15 protein-coding genes are annotated in these 17,296 nt (G+C 46.9%); 1 reads left to right on the forward strand and 14 read right to left on the reverse strand.

Annotated elements, in window-relative coordinates; genetic code table 11:
- Positions 1 to 5: 5 nt before the first annotated feature.
- The 3 genes from CSHOW_RS08975 to CSHOW_RS08985 all read right to left on the reverse strand — a co-directional run bounded on the left by CSHOW_RS08975 (position 6) and on the right by CSHOW_RS08985 (position 4,332).
- The gene (locus tag CSHOW_RS08975; RefSeq protein WP_002948989.1) at positions 6 to 803 is read right to left on the reverse strand and encodes an ABC transporter permease; all 798 of its coding nucleotides are present in this window, start codon (positions 801 to 803) and stop codon (positions 6 to 8) included.
- On the reverse strand, positions 800 to 1,762 hold the full coding sequence (locus CSHOW_RS08980; RefSeq protein ID WP_002948988.1) for an ABC transporter substrate-binding protein: 963 nt from the start codon (positions 1,760 to 1,762) through the stop codon (positions 800 to 802). Before CSHOW_RS08980 ends, CSHOW_RS08975 begins: the two co-directional genes overlap by 4 nt.
- A gap of 716 nt (positions 1,763 to 2,478) precedes the next feature.
- The gene (locus CSHOW_RS08985; RefSeq protein ID WP_002948986.1) at positions 2,479 to 4,332 is read right to left on the reverse strand and encodes a TonB-dependent receptor domain-containing protein; all 1,854 of its coding nucleotides are present in this window, start codon (positions 4,330 to 4,332) and stop codon (positions 2,479 to 2,481) included.
- Positions 4,333 to 4,590: 258 nt separating this feature from the next.
- Between CSHOW_RS08985 and CSHOW_RS10570 the strand changes: the two genes are divergently transcribed.
- Positions 4,591 to 4,722 carry a hypothetical protein gene (locus CSHOW_RS10570; RefSeq protein WP_002948977.1) on the forward strand — a complete coding sequence of 44 codons (132 nt, stop codon included), beginning with the start codon at positions 4,591 to 4,593 and terminating at the stop codon, positions 4,720 to 4,722.
- A gap of 17 nt (positions 4,723 to 4,739) precedes the next feature.
- On the opposite strand, the gene CSHOW_RS08990 is transcribed toward CSHOW_RS10570, so the two are convergent.
- From CSHOW_RS08990 to CSHOW_RS09040, 11 genes are all read right to left on the reverse strand, one after another.
- Positions 4,740 to 5,333 carry a hypothetical protein gene (locus CSHOW_RS08990; RefSeq protein WP_002948976.1) on the reverse strand — a complete coding sequence of 198 codons (594 nt, stop codon included), beginning with the start codon at positions 5,331 to 5,333 and terminating at the stop codon, positions 4,740 to 4,742.
- Between the two features lie 109 nt (positions 5,334 to 5,442).
- Positions 5,443 to 5,940 carry a TlpA family protein disulfide reductase gene (locus CSHOW_RS08995; protein ID WP_002948974.1) on the reverse strand — a complete coding sequence of 166 codons (498 nt, stop codon included), beginning with the start codon at positions 5,938 to 5,940 and terminating at the stop codon, positions 5,443 to 5,445.
- A 13-nt stretch (positions 5,941 to 5,953) separates the two neighbouring features.
- Positions 5,954 to 6,691, reverse strand: a complete 738-nt coding sequence (locus tag CSHOW_RS09000; protein ID WP_002948973.1) for an ABC transporter ATP-binding protein — start codon at positions 6,689 to 6,691, stop codon at positions 5,954 to 5,956.
- A 1-nt stretch (position 6,692) separates the two neighbouring features.
- The gene (locus tag CSHOW_RS09005) at positions 6,693 to 7,832 is read right to left on the reverse strand and encodes an ABC transporter permease (RefSeq protein WP_002948972.1); all 1,140 of its coding nucleotides are present in this window, start codon (positions 7,830 to 7,832) and stop codon (positions 6,693 to 6,695) included.
- Positions 7,819 to 9,099, reverse strand: a complete 1,281-nt coding sequence (locus tag CSHOW_RS09010; RefSeq protein WP_002948970.1) for an ABC transporter permease — start codon at positions 9,097 to 9,099, stop codon at positions 7,819 to 7,821. Before CSHOW_RS09010 ends, CSHOW_RS09005 begins: the two co-directional genes overlap by 14 nt.
- A complete protein-coding gene (locus tag CSHOW_RS09015) occupies positions 9,096 to 10,463 on the reverse strand; it encodes a Fe-S-containing protein (RefSeq protein WP_002948968.1) in 1,368 nt (455 codons plus the stop codon). Before CSHOW_RS09015 ends, CSHOW_RS09010 begins: the two co-directional genes overlap by 4 nt.
- A gap of 65 nt (positions 10,464 to 10,528) precedes the next feature.
- Positions 10,529 to 11,050: an iron transporter gene (locus CSHOW_RS09020; protein ID WP_002948966.1), complete on the reverse strand. Its 522-nt coding sequence runs from the start codon at positions 11,048 to 11,050 to the stop codon at positions 10,529 to 10,531.
- A gap of 75 nt (positions 11,051 to 11,125) precedes the next feature.
- Entirely contained in the window at positions 11,126 to 13,090 is a 1,965-nt protein-coding gene (locus tag CSHOW_RS09025) for an FTR1 family iron permease (RefSeq protein ID WP_002948964.1), read from the reverse strand.
- Between the two features lie 200 nt (positions 13,091 to 13,290).
- Positions 13,291 to 13,851, reverse strand: coding sequence for a formate dehydrogenase FDH3 subunit beta (fdh3B, locus tag CSHOW_RS09030; RefSeq protein ID WP_002948963.1), 561 nt, complete (start codon positions 13,849 to 13,851; stop codon positions 13,291 to 13,293).
- A 10-nt stretch (positions 13,852 to 13,861) separates the two neighbouring features.
- The gene (locus tag CSHOW_RS09035; RefSeq protein ID WP_171992820.1) at positions 13,862 to 16,822 is read right to left on the reverse strand and encodes a formate dehydrogenase subunit alpha; all 2,961 of its coding nucleotides are present in this window, start codon (positions 16,820 to 16,822) and stop codon (positions 13,862 to 13,864) included.
- A gap of 11 nt (positions 16,823 to 16,833) precedes the next feature.
- Positions 16,834 to 17,043: a twin-arginine translocation signal domain-containing protein gene (locus CSHOW_RS09040; RefSeq protein WP_002948952.1), complete on the reverse strand. Its 210-nt coding sequence runs from the start codon at positions 17,041 to 17,043 to the stop codon at positions 16,834 to 16,836.
- Positions 17,044 to 17,296: the final 253 nt, after the last annotated feature.

Here is a 17,296-nt window from a genome sequence, read left to right on the forward strand (position 1 = left end):
GCAAACTACCTTTTCCACGGCATTAGCGTGATCTTGAGCGGCTCGATAACCAGATACTCAAAAAGCATAATGATAGCGATAGTGAGCACGACGTAGGCCATCACTTCGGTGGTATCTAGCATCACGCGCGCACTTGCGATCTTTGCGCCCATACCGTCGTTCGCGCCTAGCAGCTCGCCCATGATGACGATCTTTACGCCCATACCTACGGCGACGCTTAGAGAGCTGATGATGTGGCTAGTTAGATGCGGAACGTATAGGTGGCGAATCTTTTTGCAAACACCTAGTTTATAGGCGTCAAACATCTCCTTTAGCTCCTCGCTAACGCTCATCATGCCGACCATCGAGCTAGCAAATGTTAGCGGCAAAACCGTGATAATGATCGTAAAAATAGTGCTCGCGTTTCCAAACCCGAACCAAAATATAGCTAAAACGATCCAAATAATAGGCGGCATAGAAAGCAGCGTAGTGATCACGGGCTTTAAAAATGCGGCAAAGCTTTTATATGCTCCAGCAACCAGCCCCAGCGTGATACCGATGGCACAGGCCGTACCGACTCCGACTAGCGAGCGCACGAGAGTGATGTTTATCTCGCTATTTTTATAATCCGCCAAAAGCTCGTAAGCCCGCACGAAAACAGCCTGCGGAGCCGGGAGCAAAAACTCTCCTCCCAGCTCGCTGCCGATCTGCCAAAGCGCGATGATAAGCGCTATCGTGGCAAACCCGCTAAATCCGCCCCAAAGGTAGTCCGCGACCTTTAAAAACGCGCCGCGGTCTTTTTTGACGTTATCGATAAGTATCATAAAAATAGGCTCTTATCAGGCATTTTGCCGCCGAGAAGCTTTGGATTAAACTCGAAAATTTGCTCAAAAAACGCCATCACGTCATCTTGCAACTCATGCGCTTTTGTTACCGTTAAATTTGCCTTATCAAAAGCCCCTGCTAGCGCAGGCTCTGGAGCCGGCAGATACTCGGCGCCGATTTTAGCCGCGCTTTGTTTGTTCTCTAGTATCCATTTTAGCGCGCTCGTTAGATCAGAGTGCAGCGTCTCAAAAAGCGCGCGATTTGCCTCGTAGTAGTCCACGTTTACGATGATACCCGCCATCGGGATGTATGGTTTAGCACCAAAGCTCTCGCCCCAAATTTTAGGAAAATCAAGCCCGTAATGCACAGCTACGCCCGCTTTTTTACCGCGCAAAATCGTCGCCTCGCTAAGAGGCTGCGGCACGATAAGCACGTCGTAGTCCTTTTGGATAAACAGCCCCACCGCTTCAGGCGGAGTCTGGGTGTACGTGATGTCAAGTTTGCTCGCGTCTATGCCGCGTTTCTTGCAAAGCGCGCGTAGCACGAGGTCGGGCATATCGTTTTTAAACGGCATTATGATTTTTTTGCCGACGAAGTCCTCGAGCGTCTTGATGCTTTCGTCCTTTATCATCGCGTTCATAACGCCTAGCGTGAGTAAATTTAACATCGCGAAATTTAACCCCTGGTTTCGCAGGTTTGCAGCAACGTTTGAGGGCGACATAGTGACCTTGATATCGCCGCTAGCCACTCCCGCGCGCAGGACGTCCGGAGTGTTCCAGATGCGCAGCTTCACGTCGTGCGTCTTTGCTAGCTCGCCTTGCATGCTTGCCACGGCCATTATCACGCTAGGGATCGCCGGCGCGCCCCACATCGTAAAGTTTTCCTTCGCAAAAAGGCTAGGAGCCATCGTCGTCGCGCCCAGCGCCGCTCCGAGTCCTAAAAATCCTCGTCTGTTCATAACTTTCTCCTTGTATTAAGATTTTAAATTTTATTTCGTTTCGCTTCGCGGCTCGCCCCGGGCATCAAATTTGATCGTAAAATTTAATAGCTAAATTTGACCCGTCCAGACCCGCACCGCGAAAATACTAAATTTACTCGAGGTAAATTTGAGCTTACCTCAACTTATTTTTGATAATTATATCCAAGATTTAAATATAAAACCTTGATTTAAATCTTGGTTTTTAGTTGATTTGATTCATTAAATTTGGACGGTAAATTTAAAATTTAATAAAACGACTTTCAACTTTTACTTTCTTGTTATGGGGGAAGGGGCTTGAATTACGCCCTGCTAGCAGTTGCGAGCGAAGCTAGCAAAATAGCTCCCTTTGGTGTTCACCTTTCTCTTTACTTTGGGAGAGGAAGGGGTTCTACTTACGAAGCGTCGCCCCTTCCTCTCCCAAACCCTCTCCAGCCCCACTGCACGTTAGAAGTGGCGACATTGCTTTGCTGACGCAAAGCGTCGCAAATTTAAATTTGCATTTTCAAGGTGCGGGTCTTGGCAACCCAAATTTGCAAATTTGACTTCAAATTTGAATCAAAAAAATAAGGCGAAGTATTTTTGCTCTAGACGAGGCGCTTTTAAATTTGGCGACGGGAGTTACCATATAGGTAATGACCGAGCCAAATTTAAAAGTAACGAAGTATAGGGCAAAAAGACAAGCCGCCGCTTAAGTTTTAAAAACTAGAGTGAAAGCTGACAAACACCGCCCTCCCCGGCGCATGCACCACCGCAGGATCTAGCGCCCCTACGTGCTCGCCGCTGATAAACTCGGCGTAATCTTTATCAAAGATATTTGTCACGCCCAGCCTCACGCCCCAGCTGTTTTTAAACTCAAATCCGCCGTAAACGTCCATCGTCGTAAAGCTCCTAGCCGCTTCGCGCTTATCGATGCCAAAGCCGGTGGTTTTATCAAAATCTCCCCTATTTTGCTTTGCTACGTAGCGCACCGCAGTGCCGATATTGTAGCTGCCAAAGCTCGCGTAGTCTTTGTAATCAAAGGCCAAATTTGCCTCAAACGGGCGGATCTGATAGAGCGGTCTGCCGTCAGTTTTGTTTTGTCCGTAGTTGTAAAATAACGAAGTTTTTAGCCCGAAATTTCGCGCGAAGTTATACTCGCCGCGCAAATTTACGCTGTAAATTCTAGCGTCGACGTTACGCGTGATGACGGCGTTTCTGTTTATTGGCGGCGTGGATGAAGCGGCATGACGGCGATCGTAGATAACCAGATCCTGCACGTCGTCTGCGATAAAGTGCCCGCCCACGCTAAAGCTATCCTCGCCCTGGCGCGAACTTAAGTAATCTTTATAAAATTCGCTCTTGTAAGTAAAGCCCAAATTTACGCGGTTGTGACGCTCCGGTTTTAGCAGCGGGTTGCTCACCCAGCCGTTATTCATCGGACCGTAAAGCGTGTTAAATCGCTCCATGTTGCCGGGTATGCGCTGCAAGCTCTCAAGCGCCGCGTAGTAGCTATCCAGCTCGTTTGGCGTGAAATCGTATTTTAGGCTAGCGCTTAGGCCATCTTGCTTGACGCTACTGTCAAAATCATATCCATAAACGCTGCGGATAAGCCCTTTTACCGTTCTAAGCGGTGCGGCGGGCGCAAAATAGGGCTCGTTTAGCCCCTTTAAATTTGATCTCATCCAGTCGTAGTTTAGAGCTAAACTAAGCTTGTGAGCGTCGTTAAATTTATAGCTTAGCGTATCAAAAATCCTCGTTCGTTTATTTGTCACGTCGGCAAATCTATATCCGTTAAAAACCCATCCGCTCGGTTGCCTCTGATATCTTTTGCCCTCGTGATTATCGTGCTGATAGCTGATGCCCGCAAGATTATGAAAATCGCCAAAATCCGCGTCGTATTTTAGCTCGGCGTCCACGATTTTTCTATCCAGTTCGACCTTGACCGTCTGCGCCGCGCTCCTTAGATGATAGTTGTCGGCGTTTCTGCTCACGTCGCGTAGCATCAGCTCGAAATTTAGCGTATTTGATAGATCCTCCGCGCCGATACGAGCGTTAAATTTACCGACGTATCGCTCGGTTTTAACGGCATCCATTAGATGGTGAGGCTGCTTGTCGTCGTCGATGTTGTCGTGTACGAGCGTAAATCTAAACTCGCTTAGCTCGCTAGGCACGAAACCCACGACTGCGCTTTGCCCCTGCCTGGCGTAGCCGTAGTTCCACTCTCTGCCGCCGCCGTCTTTGTAGCGGTTGGCTTTAGAAAAGTTCGCGTTTAAAATCGTGTAGAAATTTGCGCCGCGGTATTTAAAAAGTCCCGAACCGTAAAACGTCCTGCCGTAAAATCCGCCCGCGACGTGAAATTTATTCATAGAATTATCAAGCAAATCCGTCACGAAAAAATAATCATCCCTAGGCGCGCGGTCGAATTGGTTTTCGGGAAACGCGCTTTGGGCGATGTTTGGCGTATAAGGCGGCGGAGGCGTAAAATCCTTTATCGGCTTTATGACGTCGGGATTTGCGCCGTTTGCAAATAGCGCCGTCGCAGCCGCAGCCAGACTGATAGCTAATCTCATTTAGTATCCTTTATGATAATTTTAATTTTTTGTATCATAATTATATAGAAAAATATTTGAAAAAATCTTGATTTTCGTTTTTGACGCTAGAGAAGTTAAATTTGATAAACGTAAATTTTAGGCAAAGAGTGAATAGTCTGAATCGATGTGTAAAATTTAAAAACTCAAATTTACATTTTCAAGGTGCGGGTCTCGGTGGGTAAAATTTGAAGCCGAAATTGACAAATTTGACTTTAAATTTGAGCGTAAAACGATAAGGTGAAGTATTTTTTCTTTAGACGAGGCGGAAATGAGCCGAGCGAGGGCGCGTATATAAAATACGTAACCGAGCTTCGGCGAAATTTCCTTCTGCTTGCAGTTGCGAGTGCAACGAAGCAAAGCGAAGTATAAAGGAAAAAGACAAGCCGCTAAGGATAAAAGAAACTAAGTATCTGCGTCGCCGCTTTTTCTTCTATGTATGGGATTATATAACTTGGCGAATAAAGATTTTGGCCGCTTTCGATCTCGAGATTGGTTCTTTGTTCGCTGCCGTTTGCGCGGATCATCACGCTGATAAAGGCTCTATAAAGATAATAATCCGTCCTGTCGTAAAAATCATCGTCAAACGGGTCGCCAAAAAGCATGCCAAAGCCCATGTTACGCCTGTATCCGTAGCCGCCCCAGCCGTAACCCATGCTCATATACGCGCGCGGGCGTTCGCGTCGCTCAAAGCGCTGCAAGCTCGCAAAATCGCCCATTATCACTATATCGGCGCTCTTTTGGTCCATGCTTTGCGTAAAGCCGTTTTGCAGTAGCTTGTTTCGCACGGTATTTTCTAGCGTGTTTGCGTAGCCGCAGGAGTTTTTAAAGTAAACGTAGACGCTGCGCGAGGCTTTTTTCACGTCGCCGTTAGTGATGAAAATCGGCACCGTGCTTCTAGCATAAAGCTCTGGCGTGCGGGGCTCGCCGCAGCCTACGAAAAAAATCGCAAATAGCAAAATAGAGAAAATTTTTGGTTTCATTTCGCGTCTCCTTATTCAAATTTGACCGCCGCAAATTTAACGCGGACGGGTCAAATTTAGGATCAAATTTAAGCGTATTTTACTACTAAATCTTTACGTTTGAGTAAATTTATAACACGAGCTTGATCTCGTTTTCAAGGGTTGCTTTTGGCGTGAGTCCAATGAAGCGCTTTTTGAGATTGCCCTCGCCGTCAAAGACGAATATCGCGGGCACGCCCATCACGCCGCCTACGGCCTTGCTAAAATAATCAACCGAAACCTTATCGCTAATCACGTCGTAGGCAATATGGTGCTGCCTAACCATGTCGATATCTTTATCAAATCCGAGGCTGGGTCCAAATATCCCGTAAACGCCGAATTTGTCCTTAAATTCGTAGTAAATTTCATTTACGATCGGAGCTTGCGCTACGCAGGCGCCGCAAGAAGTGCCGAAGAAAAATAGCATGTATGGCTTGCCGTCCGTTTTGAGTCGTCTGCCCTCGGGAAAATAGTGCGTATCGACGCCCTTTGGCGAGTTTAGGCTAATGTGGTGTTTATCAAAGCCGCTATTTCCGCAGCCAGCTATCATCGCCGCCGCAAAAACTAAAAGTATATATTTTTTTATCATAACTCTCCCAAATTTAAACCGTAGCAAAGGCGGTTTGACCTTTTGGTTCGCTTGCTAGCCTCTCGCATGCCTCCGCACGCTCGCCGTCGCTCACGTAGTGGATATTTTCCATCTTGCCGTGCCTTAGATAGACGATCTTGTCGCCAAACTGCCCAAGATCGGGGTTGTGCGTGATGAGCAGGATGGTTTTGCCTTCGCTTCGCAGCTTTTGAAATAGCTCCAAAACCACGCGTTCGTTGGCTTCGTCTAGGTTACCAGTCGGCTCGTCGGCTATCAAAATATCAGGATCGTTGATGAGGGCGCGCGCGATGCACAGACGCTGCTGCTCGCCGCCGCTAAGCTGACTCGGACGGTGATCTAGCCTGTGCCCTAACCCCACTCGCTCGAGCGCCTTTTTAGCGTCCTCTTCGTCCACGCTGCTGTGATAGTACTGCGCTATCATCACGTTTTCGACGCAGTTTAGGTAGGGGATGAGGTGAAACTGCTGAAATATCAGCCCGATCTTTTCGCGGCGAAATTTGAGCGTCTCCTCGTCGCTAAGTCTGCTAGCGTCGTCTCCGCCTAGCGTGTACGTGCCAGCTGTTGGCTCGTCCATCAGCGAGAGGATATTTACCAGCGTACTTTTACCGCTACCGCTTGGCCCCATTATGCTGACCCACTCGCCGGCGTTTACGTCAAAGGTAATGCCCTCCAGCGCCCTTACTTCGCCAAATCTTTTTTCTATCCCGTTTAATCTTATCGCGTATTGCATATCATTCTCCTCTTAAAATATCGGCCATCTTGTTTTCCAGCGCCCGTTTGATCGGATAGATCGAGGCCACGCCAGCAAAAACGAGCGAGATAACCATCGCTATCGGTATGCTCATAAATCTAAAATCTATGCTCGAATCAAAAATCGCGTAGCCTAAAATTTGCGCCAAACCGTAGCCTAAAATAGCACCCGCCAAAGCCGCCGCAAACGCAGTGACGAAGGTCTCGACGCCGAACAAATTTAGCACGTTTTTCTTGCTGGCCCCCAGCGCCCTAAGCAACGCAATCTCCTTTGAGCGCGAGAACAAAATCGCGCTTAGCGTCGTGTTTACGCACATTGAAGTGATAAGCAAGATAACAAAGCTAACTAGCGCCATCAAAAGCTTAATCTTATCCAAAATTAGGCCCTCTGATTTTGAAATTTTAGCCACGGGTTTAACCGAAATTTGCTCGTCGCTAAGGCTCTTGCCAAGCTCGCTGATGTAGTCAAATTTGCCCGTTACTACGGCTTCGGCGTAGTTTAGCGTGTTTGGCTCGTTTGCTATCTTTTGCGCTAGAGGCAGCGAGATGATGAGTAGCGAGTCCTCTTTGTCGCCGTCTTGCACGATGCCACGGATCTTTACTTTTTCGCCCGCGTTCGCGCCGATTTGTCTTACTTCGATCACGTCGCCGACCTTAAAGCCGCTTTGTTTGGCTAGATCGGTGCCGATTAGCGCGTTTCTCTCGTCAAAATCAAGCGTTATGCCCTGCCCCTCTTTAACCTCCAAAAACGGCTTAACCCGCGTTAAATCGCTAAATTTGACGCCCATAGCGATCGCGGTCGTTGGACCTATGTTTACCTGCGTGAAAAGATATCCGCTCTGTCCGATTAGCTTGTCGCTTGGGATTTTGGCGATCTTTTCGTTAAATTTAGCCTCGTTTACCTCGTCGCTAACCGGGTCTGCGGGAGCAAAAACCACGTTTGCGCCGTAGCTTTTTAGCTCCTTCGTTACTTTTGAGTCGATATCAAGATATACGTTTACAAAGGCCGCCGTCACGCACGCGCCAAGCAGGATAGAGACGATGATGACGCCCACTCTAGCCGCGCCAAAGCGCAGGCTTTTAAAGATAACGTTATAAAAAAAGCCCTTATTTGCGATCATATAGCACCTCCGCAGGCAAGAGTTTAACTACGCTTCTCATCGGCACGAGCGAGCCCGCGATCGAGATAAGAAGCGCAAAAGCGATACTAAGCGGAAGCACGATCCACGCTATGCCGATGCCGTAACCAAAGATACTGTAAGCGATTATGTAGCTTAGCGCGTAACCCAAAAACGCTCCCAAAATGCCCGCGAAAAACGCCACGACTAGGCTTTCGCTCGCAAAAAGAGCGTAAATTTCAAAGTTGCTCGCACCTATGGCTTTTAGCAGGCCGATCTCTTTTTTACGCCTGTAAATTTCGCTAGTCATCAGCGATGTAATGCCGATAGAGGAGACCGCAAGCGCGATAACACTAACGATACCCATTAGGCTTTGGATTTTTTTTACGATATTACTCTCGGCGTCGCTTACCTGCATCATCGCTTTTGCCGCTACGCCCGCGTAATTCTCCTCGATCTGATAGGCTATGGAGCTAACATAGGCCGAGCAGTACCACATATCGTATTCGGCGCTGTCTAGGTTGTCTAAATTTCGCCTGGCCTTGACGGAGAGGTCGTTTTCCGGGATTGTCATCGCCGAAACCTCGGCTTTTGAGTACTGTCCGGGCTTATTTAGAAGCTCCTGAGCTAGCTTTAGCGAGGTTACGATCTTATAGCTCTCTTCGCCCGCTCCTTTTAGGATGCCCGCGATTTTTACGTTATGTCCGTTTAAATTTAGCTCGCCGCCGACGCTCAAATTTCGCTTTGCGGCTAAATTTTCGCCCACGAGCACGTTTTGCGTATCGTCGTCTTCTATCCATTTACCCTCAACCGCCCAAAAGCCAAACAGCGTTTTTACACCCGTTTTAAACTCGGGCTCGTCGGCAACGTTTGCAAATTTGTCAAACCAAGTGCCCGTAATTTGGTATTTTTCGCCGCTAGCGTCTTTTACCTCGCCATTTAAAAACGGCGCAAACGCCACGATGTTGTTTCGCCAGAAAATTTCCTTGATCTTATGCAAATCCTCTTCGTTTAGGTAGTTTTGCGATTTTAGCGGAGTGAAGTTTTTACCCTCGATCTCGATGGCTAGCGCTTCGCCCTTTGGCAAGACGACGATGTTTGAGCCGTATCCGCGCAGCTCGCTAGCGATCTGATCGCCGATTTTTAGCGTGATATTTAGCATACAAGCGATCAAAACCGTCGCCAAAAGTATGGTGATAAAAGCCATACCTTTTTGCACCTTAGAGCCGGTGATCGAGCTTTTTATAAGCCTTAGTTGCATATTTTTCATTTTAAAGTCCCGTTTATATCGACGTATTTTTCAGGGTTGGCTTCAAATTCCGCCTGAGTATTTTCGTTTTCAAAGAAATACGTCCTGTTGTAGTATAAATAAGATTTCGAGCCGATGTTGCTTACTTTTTTGCGGCTTACCGGATCTAGCACCATTTTTTCGACGACTTTTGAGAAATAGTTCGCGCCGCTTTGGATGGTATCAAGCGTTACGGTTACGAATTTGCCGTCAAATTCAAAAGGCATAGGTATCGGGTTGCAGCCGCCCTCTTTGCCAACTGATGGCAAGAAAATGCGTACATTGCACGAGATGCAGATGAGATCGCCGCCCTTTTTGACGTAGCCCATATCGCCACATATCGCGCACGCGTCAAAGACGATGATCGGCGAAGCGCGGTCTGAAAAGCGGTTTAAAAGAAAAAACCTTATCTCCCTGCCCTCGTCGTTTATATAGGCGTAGCGGTGAAGTTCGTTGTCGGCTAGCTCTGCCACGTCAAATTTAAACTCGTTATTTACTGGTTCTACGATGATAGGATCAGAGATCTCGGGCGGTTTAGATGCGTGCAGGTCGTAGTAAAGCCCAAAAATCAGAGCCGTGACGACAATAGTTATGCTGCTTTTGGAGTTTGCCGCCATGAAATTTCTAGCCGCGTTGTTAAATCTAAATTTATTTGAGCCCACGACTGATTTTACCAGCGGAGCCGGGCGTTTTTTGAAATTTATAACCGCCAAAACCAAAACTAAAAAGATGAAAAAATACTGCGCAAACGTCGTATAATAAATGCCCTTAGCCACGAGCGAGAGCGCCCACGGATACGTAGGTATCATGCCCGCTCGCATAAACTCAAGCCCCGTGTTTGAAATAGCCTGCACTATCAAAACCGCAAGCGAAAGAAGCGAAAACGTCCATAAGACGTGCTTGCAGAGACACTCTTTTAAATTTGAAACTACGAAAAACAAAATCAGCAAAAGCAAAAACGCAAATATCATCAAAAATAGGCTGATGATAGACTGCGTATCGAGTAGCTCGCCGGCAAATACCGGAAAATTCGCGCCCGCGTGAGCGTAGGTTAGGCCGTAGCCCGCACCGAGAGCGAAAAACATTATCATCTTTGCAGGGTTAAATTTGATAAAAATCCAAAGCGCGCTAACTAGCAAAAATACCAAAGTAGCCGCGTCAAATACCATTTTAACGCCCGCGTCGTGAAGCGTGAGTCTAGCGATCTTAAAAACGACTATGCCTACTGCGATACCCAAAACCGAGGGTAGAAACAGCGCTTTTAGGCTCTTTTTGTCGTTGTTTAACGCTGCAAAAAGGACAAATCCCAGTAACGATGAGATAACTTGGACGAAATATATAGACATGATCAGCCCTGTAATTTGAGAATTTGAATAAAATTTAGAGCGGACTTAGCCGCTCTAAGCCCGAATTATTTAGCAGGCGCTCCGGTATATTGGAATTTATAGGTCGTGGTAAACGGCTCGAACCATTTACCTACGCCCGTTTCTTTGTCTGCGTGACGACCGAAGCCTTGTTTTTCAGGATTTTCTATATGAAATTTTAGCTCGTAGTTGCCAACGCCCGTATCCATTTTTAGGTTAGCGCCGTAGTGAGGGCCGTCTTGAGCAACCATAGGCATAAATGTGCCTTTTTTAACTTTGCCGTTATCTAGGTTTTTTAGCTCGTAATTAACTTTTAGATAAGGGATCCACTCACCGGCTGCAAAGCCGTTTTTATTTCCCTCGATAGCGTGGATGTCGGCCTCTAGGTGGATGTCTGCTTTACTAGGAGCTAGGTCGATGCCTTTTGGCTCCATGTCGATCGGCTCTAGATAAACGGCAGCTATCTCCATGCCGTTGATCTCTACCGGATCGCCGATAGGAAACTCGCCTGCTACGGCTACTGAAGCAGCAAGGCTAAATGCCAAAGCTGTTTTAACAAATTTGTTCATGTTCTCTCCTTTAAATTGGTTTGTAAATTTATTTTTAAGCTTCGCGGCAACCCGCGAAAGCTAGAAACGTCAAATTTAAGCCTCTTTGGCTTGCTTTTTTTTCATTATGATCACGCCGATGATTAGCGCCGCTACCATGATAGTCTGCGGTACTAAGCTCTCGTAATACGGATAAATACCCAGCCACTCGATAGTTGGGAAGCCTTCGATCTTGGTCGGAACGAAAATTTTACCCTCGACAAACTCCATAAGCCCCTTGCCCACAAACACGATCGACATATAAAAAATGATCGCCGAAGTGAACAAGAAAAACGGCTTGATCGGGATTTTTATAGCAAAAATTTTAAACACGTAGTAAGTGACGAGCAAGATGACTAGCCCCACTATAAATCCCAGCGCGATCATCGAGTAGCCCGCGCTATCTTTAGCGTCAAAAATCAGCGCCTGATAGAAAAGCACGGTCTCCGCACCCTCTCTAAAAACAGCTAAAAACACCGTCCACCAAAGCGCCTTAGCAGATCCTGCAGATATCGACTCGCTGACGTGGCTTTGGATATATTTGCTCCATTTTTTTGCGCCTGCGTTTGAGAGCAACCAAAAACCGACGTAAAAGAGCAGTCCTACGGCAATAAGCATCACCGCGCCCTCCATCACCTCTCTTTTTTGACCTGCAGCGCCGGCAAAAATCAAATTCATAATCCACGCCATAACAAAGCTTAACACGACCGCTACGACAAGCGAGCTGTAAACGATACTCATGCGCTTTTCGTTGCCGGTTTTTAGTAGATACGCCACGACGGCCGCTACGATGATGAGCGCCTCAAATCCCTCGCGAAGTATGATAGTAAGCGCGTAAACAAATAGCGCCCAAGGGGAGCTGCTGCCGCTTGTTTTTTCTAGCGCAGCGTCTAAATTTGCGCCCAGATTATCGGCTGCTTGCTGGAGTCTCTCGACGCTCACGCCCGCCTTCATCAGTGCGACTACCTCGCCGAAATTTCCTTCTATCTTGGTTTTTAGGCCTACGTCTATCGCCCCTACTTTGTTTTCCATGCCGCTACCTTCGAACTCGTCGAAGTAAATATCCTGCGCATCGCTCATAGCTTTAGCTACGTCTTTTGCGGCGTAAAGTTTGATCGCGTCGGCGATTTTTGCCTTTATGCTCGCAACGACGGGCGCAAAATCAGTAGCCGCGTCATCCTCGGCGTTATCAGGTAAAACCACGTTAGTAGCTAGCGAACCCGAGTCCATAGGCAGCTTGGCTACGTTTTCGTATATCAGCGCGTCAAGCTCCTCCAAATTTGACTTTAGTACGTCGGCGGCTACATCGTTGTTTATCGCGATTATCGCCGAACCCATTCGTTTTTGGATATCGCCGTCGATGCCCTGACCGCCGGTTATAAATCTACGAATAGCCTCTTCCAGCTTCGTGTTGCGGTAAAGCTCAAATTTGGCTTTATTGCTTATCTGCTGCTTTGCGGCGTCTTTGTCGCCCTTTTCGTAGGCTGCTGCGGCAGCGCTAAGGGCTGTTTTTATGTCGTTATAAACCACCTGCCAGTGCGGCTCGATAGCGGCGCTACTTGCGGGCTGTGCCGTAGTTTGGCTAGCCTCGGTAGTCTTGGCTGTCTGCGCGGCGTCCGCGTTTTTAGGGTCTGAGTACTCGCCCACTAGCTTATGACCGGCGTTGATGACGGGCAAAACCTCATCCATCTCTTTGTTTAGCTCGTCCATTATCGCTTGTATCTCTTCTACGGATTTTTTAGCGATGATGGCTTTACGGATCTTACCGAATTTAGACTCCATCGAGTAGGCTTTTTTCTGTCCCAAATTTACCCTAATCGCGGCTTCGATATTTTCGAAATGCCCGAAATACGCATTTTGCGTGGTGGTTTTGGCTTCGTCGATCTTGCCGTCCTTGTACTGTTGCATGATACTTACGAATGAATCTTTTATGCTCTGTATCTCAGGACCGTAGTCGGCGTCCTGCGCATTTAGCATAAAGGGGATAAACAAAGCAAGTATAAATTTCAAAAATTTACTCATAAAAACTCCAATAAAATATGTTTTATGCGCGCATTCTATCATTAAAAAACTTTAGCGAAAATAAAAACGGCTATCAAGTATAAGTCTTATCAACAAGCTATATTTTTTGATTATCAGATTTATCCGACTTTGAAATTTGAGTAAATTTAATGGGTAAAATTTGAAAGAAAATTCGGGAGCGAGCCGCCCCCGAATTTGAGTTAGATAGTGGTGCCCGCTTGTCTTAGCATAACGCGTTTGCGGTATACGTTTGACACGTCTGCGGCATCGCCTACTAGTAGCGCGTTGGTGGCGCAAACGGCGGCGCACATAGGGACTTTGCCCTCTGAGATGCGATTTTGGCCGTACATATGAAGCTCCTCGTGAGAGTTCGTCTCCTCAGGGCCTCCGGCACACATAGTGCATTTATCCATAGCGCCTTTTATGCCAAATGCCCCGTCTCTAGGGAACTGCGGCGCGCCGAAAGGACATGCGTATAGGCAGTAACCGCAACCGATGCATTTGTTTTTATCGTGAAGCACGATACCGTCGGCTCTGATGTAAAAACAATCAACCGGACACACCTGCTCGCAAGGAGCGTCGGTGCAGTGTTGGCAGGCTATAGTGGTCGATACTTCCTTGCCCTCTATACCGTCGTTTAGCGTGATGACCTTGCGGCGGTAGAGCCCCACCGGGAGCTCGTGAGCCGAAGAGCAAGCGACCTGGCATCCAAAGCAGCTGATACATCTGTTGGTATCTACGAAAAATTTCATTCTTGCCATCTCTTACTCCTTAGACTCTATTTTCGCCATATTCGTGGAAGAAGGTGTTAAAGCCCTCTCCGTCAGCTTTTTCTATCCTGCAAAGTCCGGCGTTAAATTCCGAAATTTGAGTAACAGGGTCAAAGCCGTAGTTTGTTACGGTATTAAAGCTCTCGCCGATCGTATAAGGCTTAGTGCCCTCAGGATAGCGGTCTTCTAGGCTCACGCCTTGCATAACGCCCGCGAAGTTATACGGCATACAAATTCTATCCGGCGTAACCATCTGAGTATGATAGCAACGAACCTTAATCTTAGTGCCTTGCGGAGAGTGGATCCACATCATATCGCGGTCTTGGATACCGTATTTTAGCGCAAGCTCAGGGTGGACGTTAGCAAACATCTCAGGCGTGATTGCCGCTAGATACTTGCTCGTTCGCTCTATCATACCTGCACCGCTTAGGTTTACTAGGCGCAATGTGCTAAATACGATAGGGAATTCCTTACTCCAGTCTTTTGCTTGCTGCTCGGATTTATATTTCGTCTCAACGCGGAAGTTTCTAGCCTGATCGTCGAAAGTCGGGTATTTTTGTACCAAATCCCAGCGCGGAGAGTGGATAGGCTCGCGGTGTTTAGGGATCGGATCTAGGAATTCCCAAACGATCATTCTTGCCCTTGCATTACCAAACGGCACTACGCCTTTTTCGCGGCATTTTTCTAAGATAAATCCGCTGTGATCCGTACTCCAAGTAGCTCCCATCAGTCTTTTTTCTTCTTCGGTTAAGGTTATACCTAGGACTTTTTCGATATTTTCTTTGGTAATTTGCGGATAGCCGCCTTTTACGTCCGATCCTACCAGGGTCGTATCCTCGCTAGCTAGCTGACTAACGCCGTTATGCTCTAAGCCGAAACGATTTCTAAATCCGCAACCGCCCTCTGCGTAAGACTTGCTCATATCATAAAGTATCGGTGTACCAGGGTGTTTTTCGTCCCATGCCGGCCAAGGCTTACCGTAGTATTCGCCTTTTACGTCGCCGCCGATACCCATTAGCGTATCAGGGTCGAAATTTTGCCAGTTAGCCTGATGTCTTCTAAACATCTCGGCCGTTCTACCGGTGTAGCCGATAGATTTGCCCATACGAGCTATCTCGTTTGTAGCGTCGTCAGGCCATACAAAGTCGTCTTTAACTTGTTTTGGCTCGTGATTCACGGTCGCCATCTTCATGCCTTTTACGTACTCGTCGTAAAAGCCGAATTTTTTAGCAAATAAGAACATAACGTCTTGGTCAGCCTTGCTCTCGTAAAGTGGCTCAACGACTTTCGTTCTCCATTGACCAGAGCGGTTAGTCGAGCTGATGTGGCCTTCATTTTCAAATGCCGTAGCTACTGGCAATACGTAAATTCCGTCTTTTCTATCTGAAAGGATAGCAACCTCGTTTACGAACGGCTCGGCAACAACTAACATATCTAGTTTATCTACGGCTTCTTGAATTTTAGCCAGGTGCGCCATAGAGGTGATACCGGTTCCTTGCACCCAAAGAACGCGAAGTTTGCCGCTAGTAAAAGTCTTTTCCTCTTTTAGAACGCCTTGCCACCATTTTGATAGCGACCAGCCTTTTTCGTTTCTCCAGTTTCTATCTTCCGGATTTTGCGGATCGTGATAAAAATACTCTTCAAATACGGTATTTTTTACCGGAGCGCCGCCCTGTTTCGGCTCTTTTGTCGAAACCGCAAATCGTTTGATAAACTCGTCATAATCAACGCCCCAGCCTTTGCAGTAGTATTTCCACGATGCGTCTCCTAGCCCGTAATACATAGGAAGAGTGTCTGAAAGGTTACCCATATCGGTAGAGCCCTGAACGTTATCGTGACCGCGGATGATATTACAGCCGCCGCCAGGTTTACCCATATTGCCTAGGATTAGTTGAAGGATAGGTAAAATTCTGGTATTTGACGTTCCTACCGAGTGCTGAGTGATGCCTAGAGCCCAGATAACCGTTCCCGGTTTCGTATGCGCCATTATATTAGCAGCCTCTATGAGTCTATCTACCGGTACGCCGGTAACGTCCGAAGTAAGCTCAGGAGTCCAGTGTTCGGCCTCTTTTCTAACCTCTTCGATACCATAGGTTCTGTTTTCTAAAAATTCTTTATCTTCCCAGCCGTTTTTAAGGATAATGTGAATAAGTCCGTAAATAAGAGCTACGTCCGTTCCTGAACGCTGACGCAAATAAAGATCCGCGTGCGCAGCCGTTTTAGTAAAATTCGGATCCGCTACGATTAATTTTGCGTTGTTTCTATCTTTGGCTTGCAACATATGCTTCATGCCGCCGACGGGATTTGCTACAGCCGAATTCGCACCGATACAAAAGATCGCTTTTGAATTTGCCGTCATATCTCCGAAGTGATTCGTCATCGCGCCATAACCCCAAGTATTCGCCACACCGGCGACTGTTGCGCTATGTCAAATGCGTGCTACGTGATCGTTGCTGTTTGTACCCCAAAACGCCGCAAATTTGCGAAAATAATAACTTTGCTCGTTGTTAAATTTAGCCGAACCCAAGAAAACTACGCTATCAGGACCGTCTTCTTTACGGATTTGTAGCATCTTATCGCCGATTTCGTTTACGGCCTGTTCCCAGCTGATGCGCTCCCATTTTCCGTTTACTTTTTTCATCGGAAATTTGATACGCTGTTTTGATTTCGTAAGGTCGATCTGATCGATTCCCTTAGAGCAGTGCGACCCCTGAGAGATCGGGTGATACATAGCCATATCTTGGCGTACCCATACTCCGTCTTTTACCTCGGCTTCGATACCACAGCCTGCAGAACAAATAGAACAAATCGTTCTAACCTTTTTTGAACCTTCATAAGGATTTTTTATCTCCTCGTTGGTTGCCTTTCTAAACGTCTCGTTTTCGCCAAATGCCATCGTGCTACCGGCACCAAGAGCGGCAAGCTTCAAAAACGAGCGTCTTCCTATGCGTGAATCACTCATGGTTTTCTCCCTTAGTAAGCGATCTTATAGTAGTATTCCCACTCTTTGCTTTTTTTGTAAAGCACCTCTTTTTTGCTCGACTTGCCGACAACTACGCCGTTGTCGTCAGGAGCAAGCTCGTCGCTAGTCGGTTTTGCGATAGCTGCAGCGGCCAATACGGTTCCGCCTACCGCGCCGACCTTCAGAGATTTTTTGAGAAAATCTCGTCTTGATCCTTGCATGTTTTCTCCTTATTAATCTCAAATTTGAAATTTTTGAGACGTTTTTAGAAAGATATTGTTCAAATTTTGCATATTTCCTAGGCGTAGTGCGCCTTACAGGCGCGTATTTTAGGGCACTTGCATATTTTAAAATATCACTGTGCAAATTTAGCATATTTTGAGAATAAATGAAGTAAAAATATTAGATTAATTATGAAACTTAATAAATAGTTAAGGAAATCTAAAATTTAGCTTAAATTTCAATACTACATAT

Source organism: Campylobacter showae (assembly GCF_004803815.1).
Lineage (GTDB): Bacteria > Campylobacterota > Campylobacteria > Campylobacterales > Campylobacteraceae > Campylobacter_A > Campylobacter_A showae.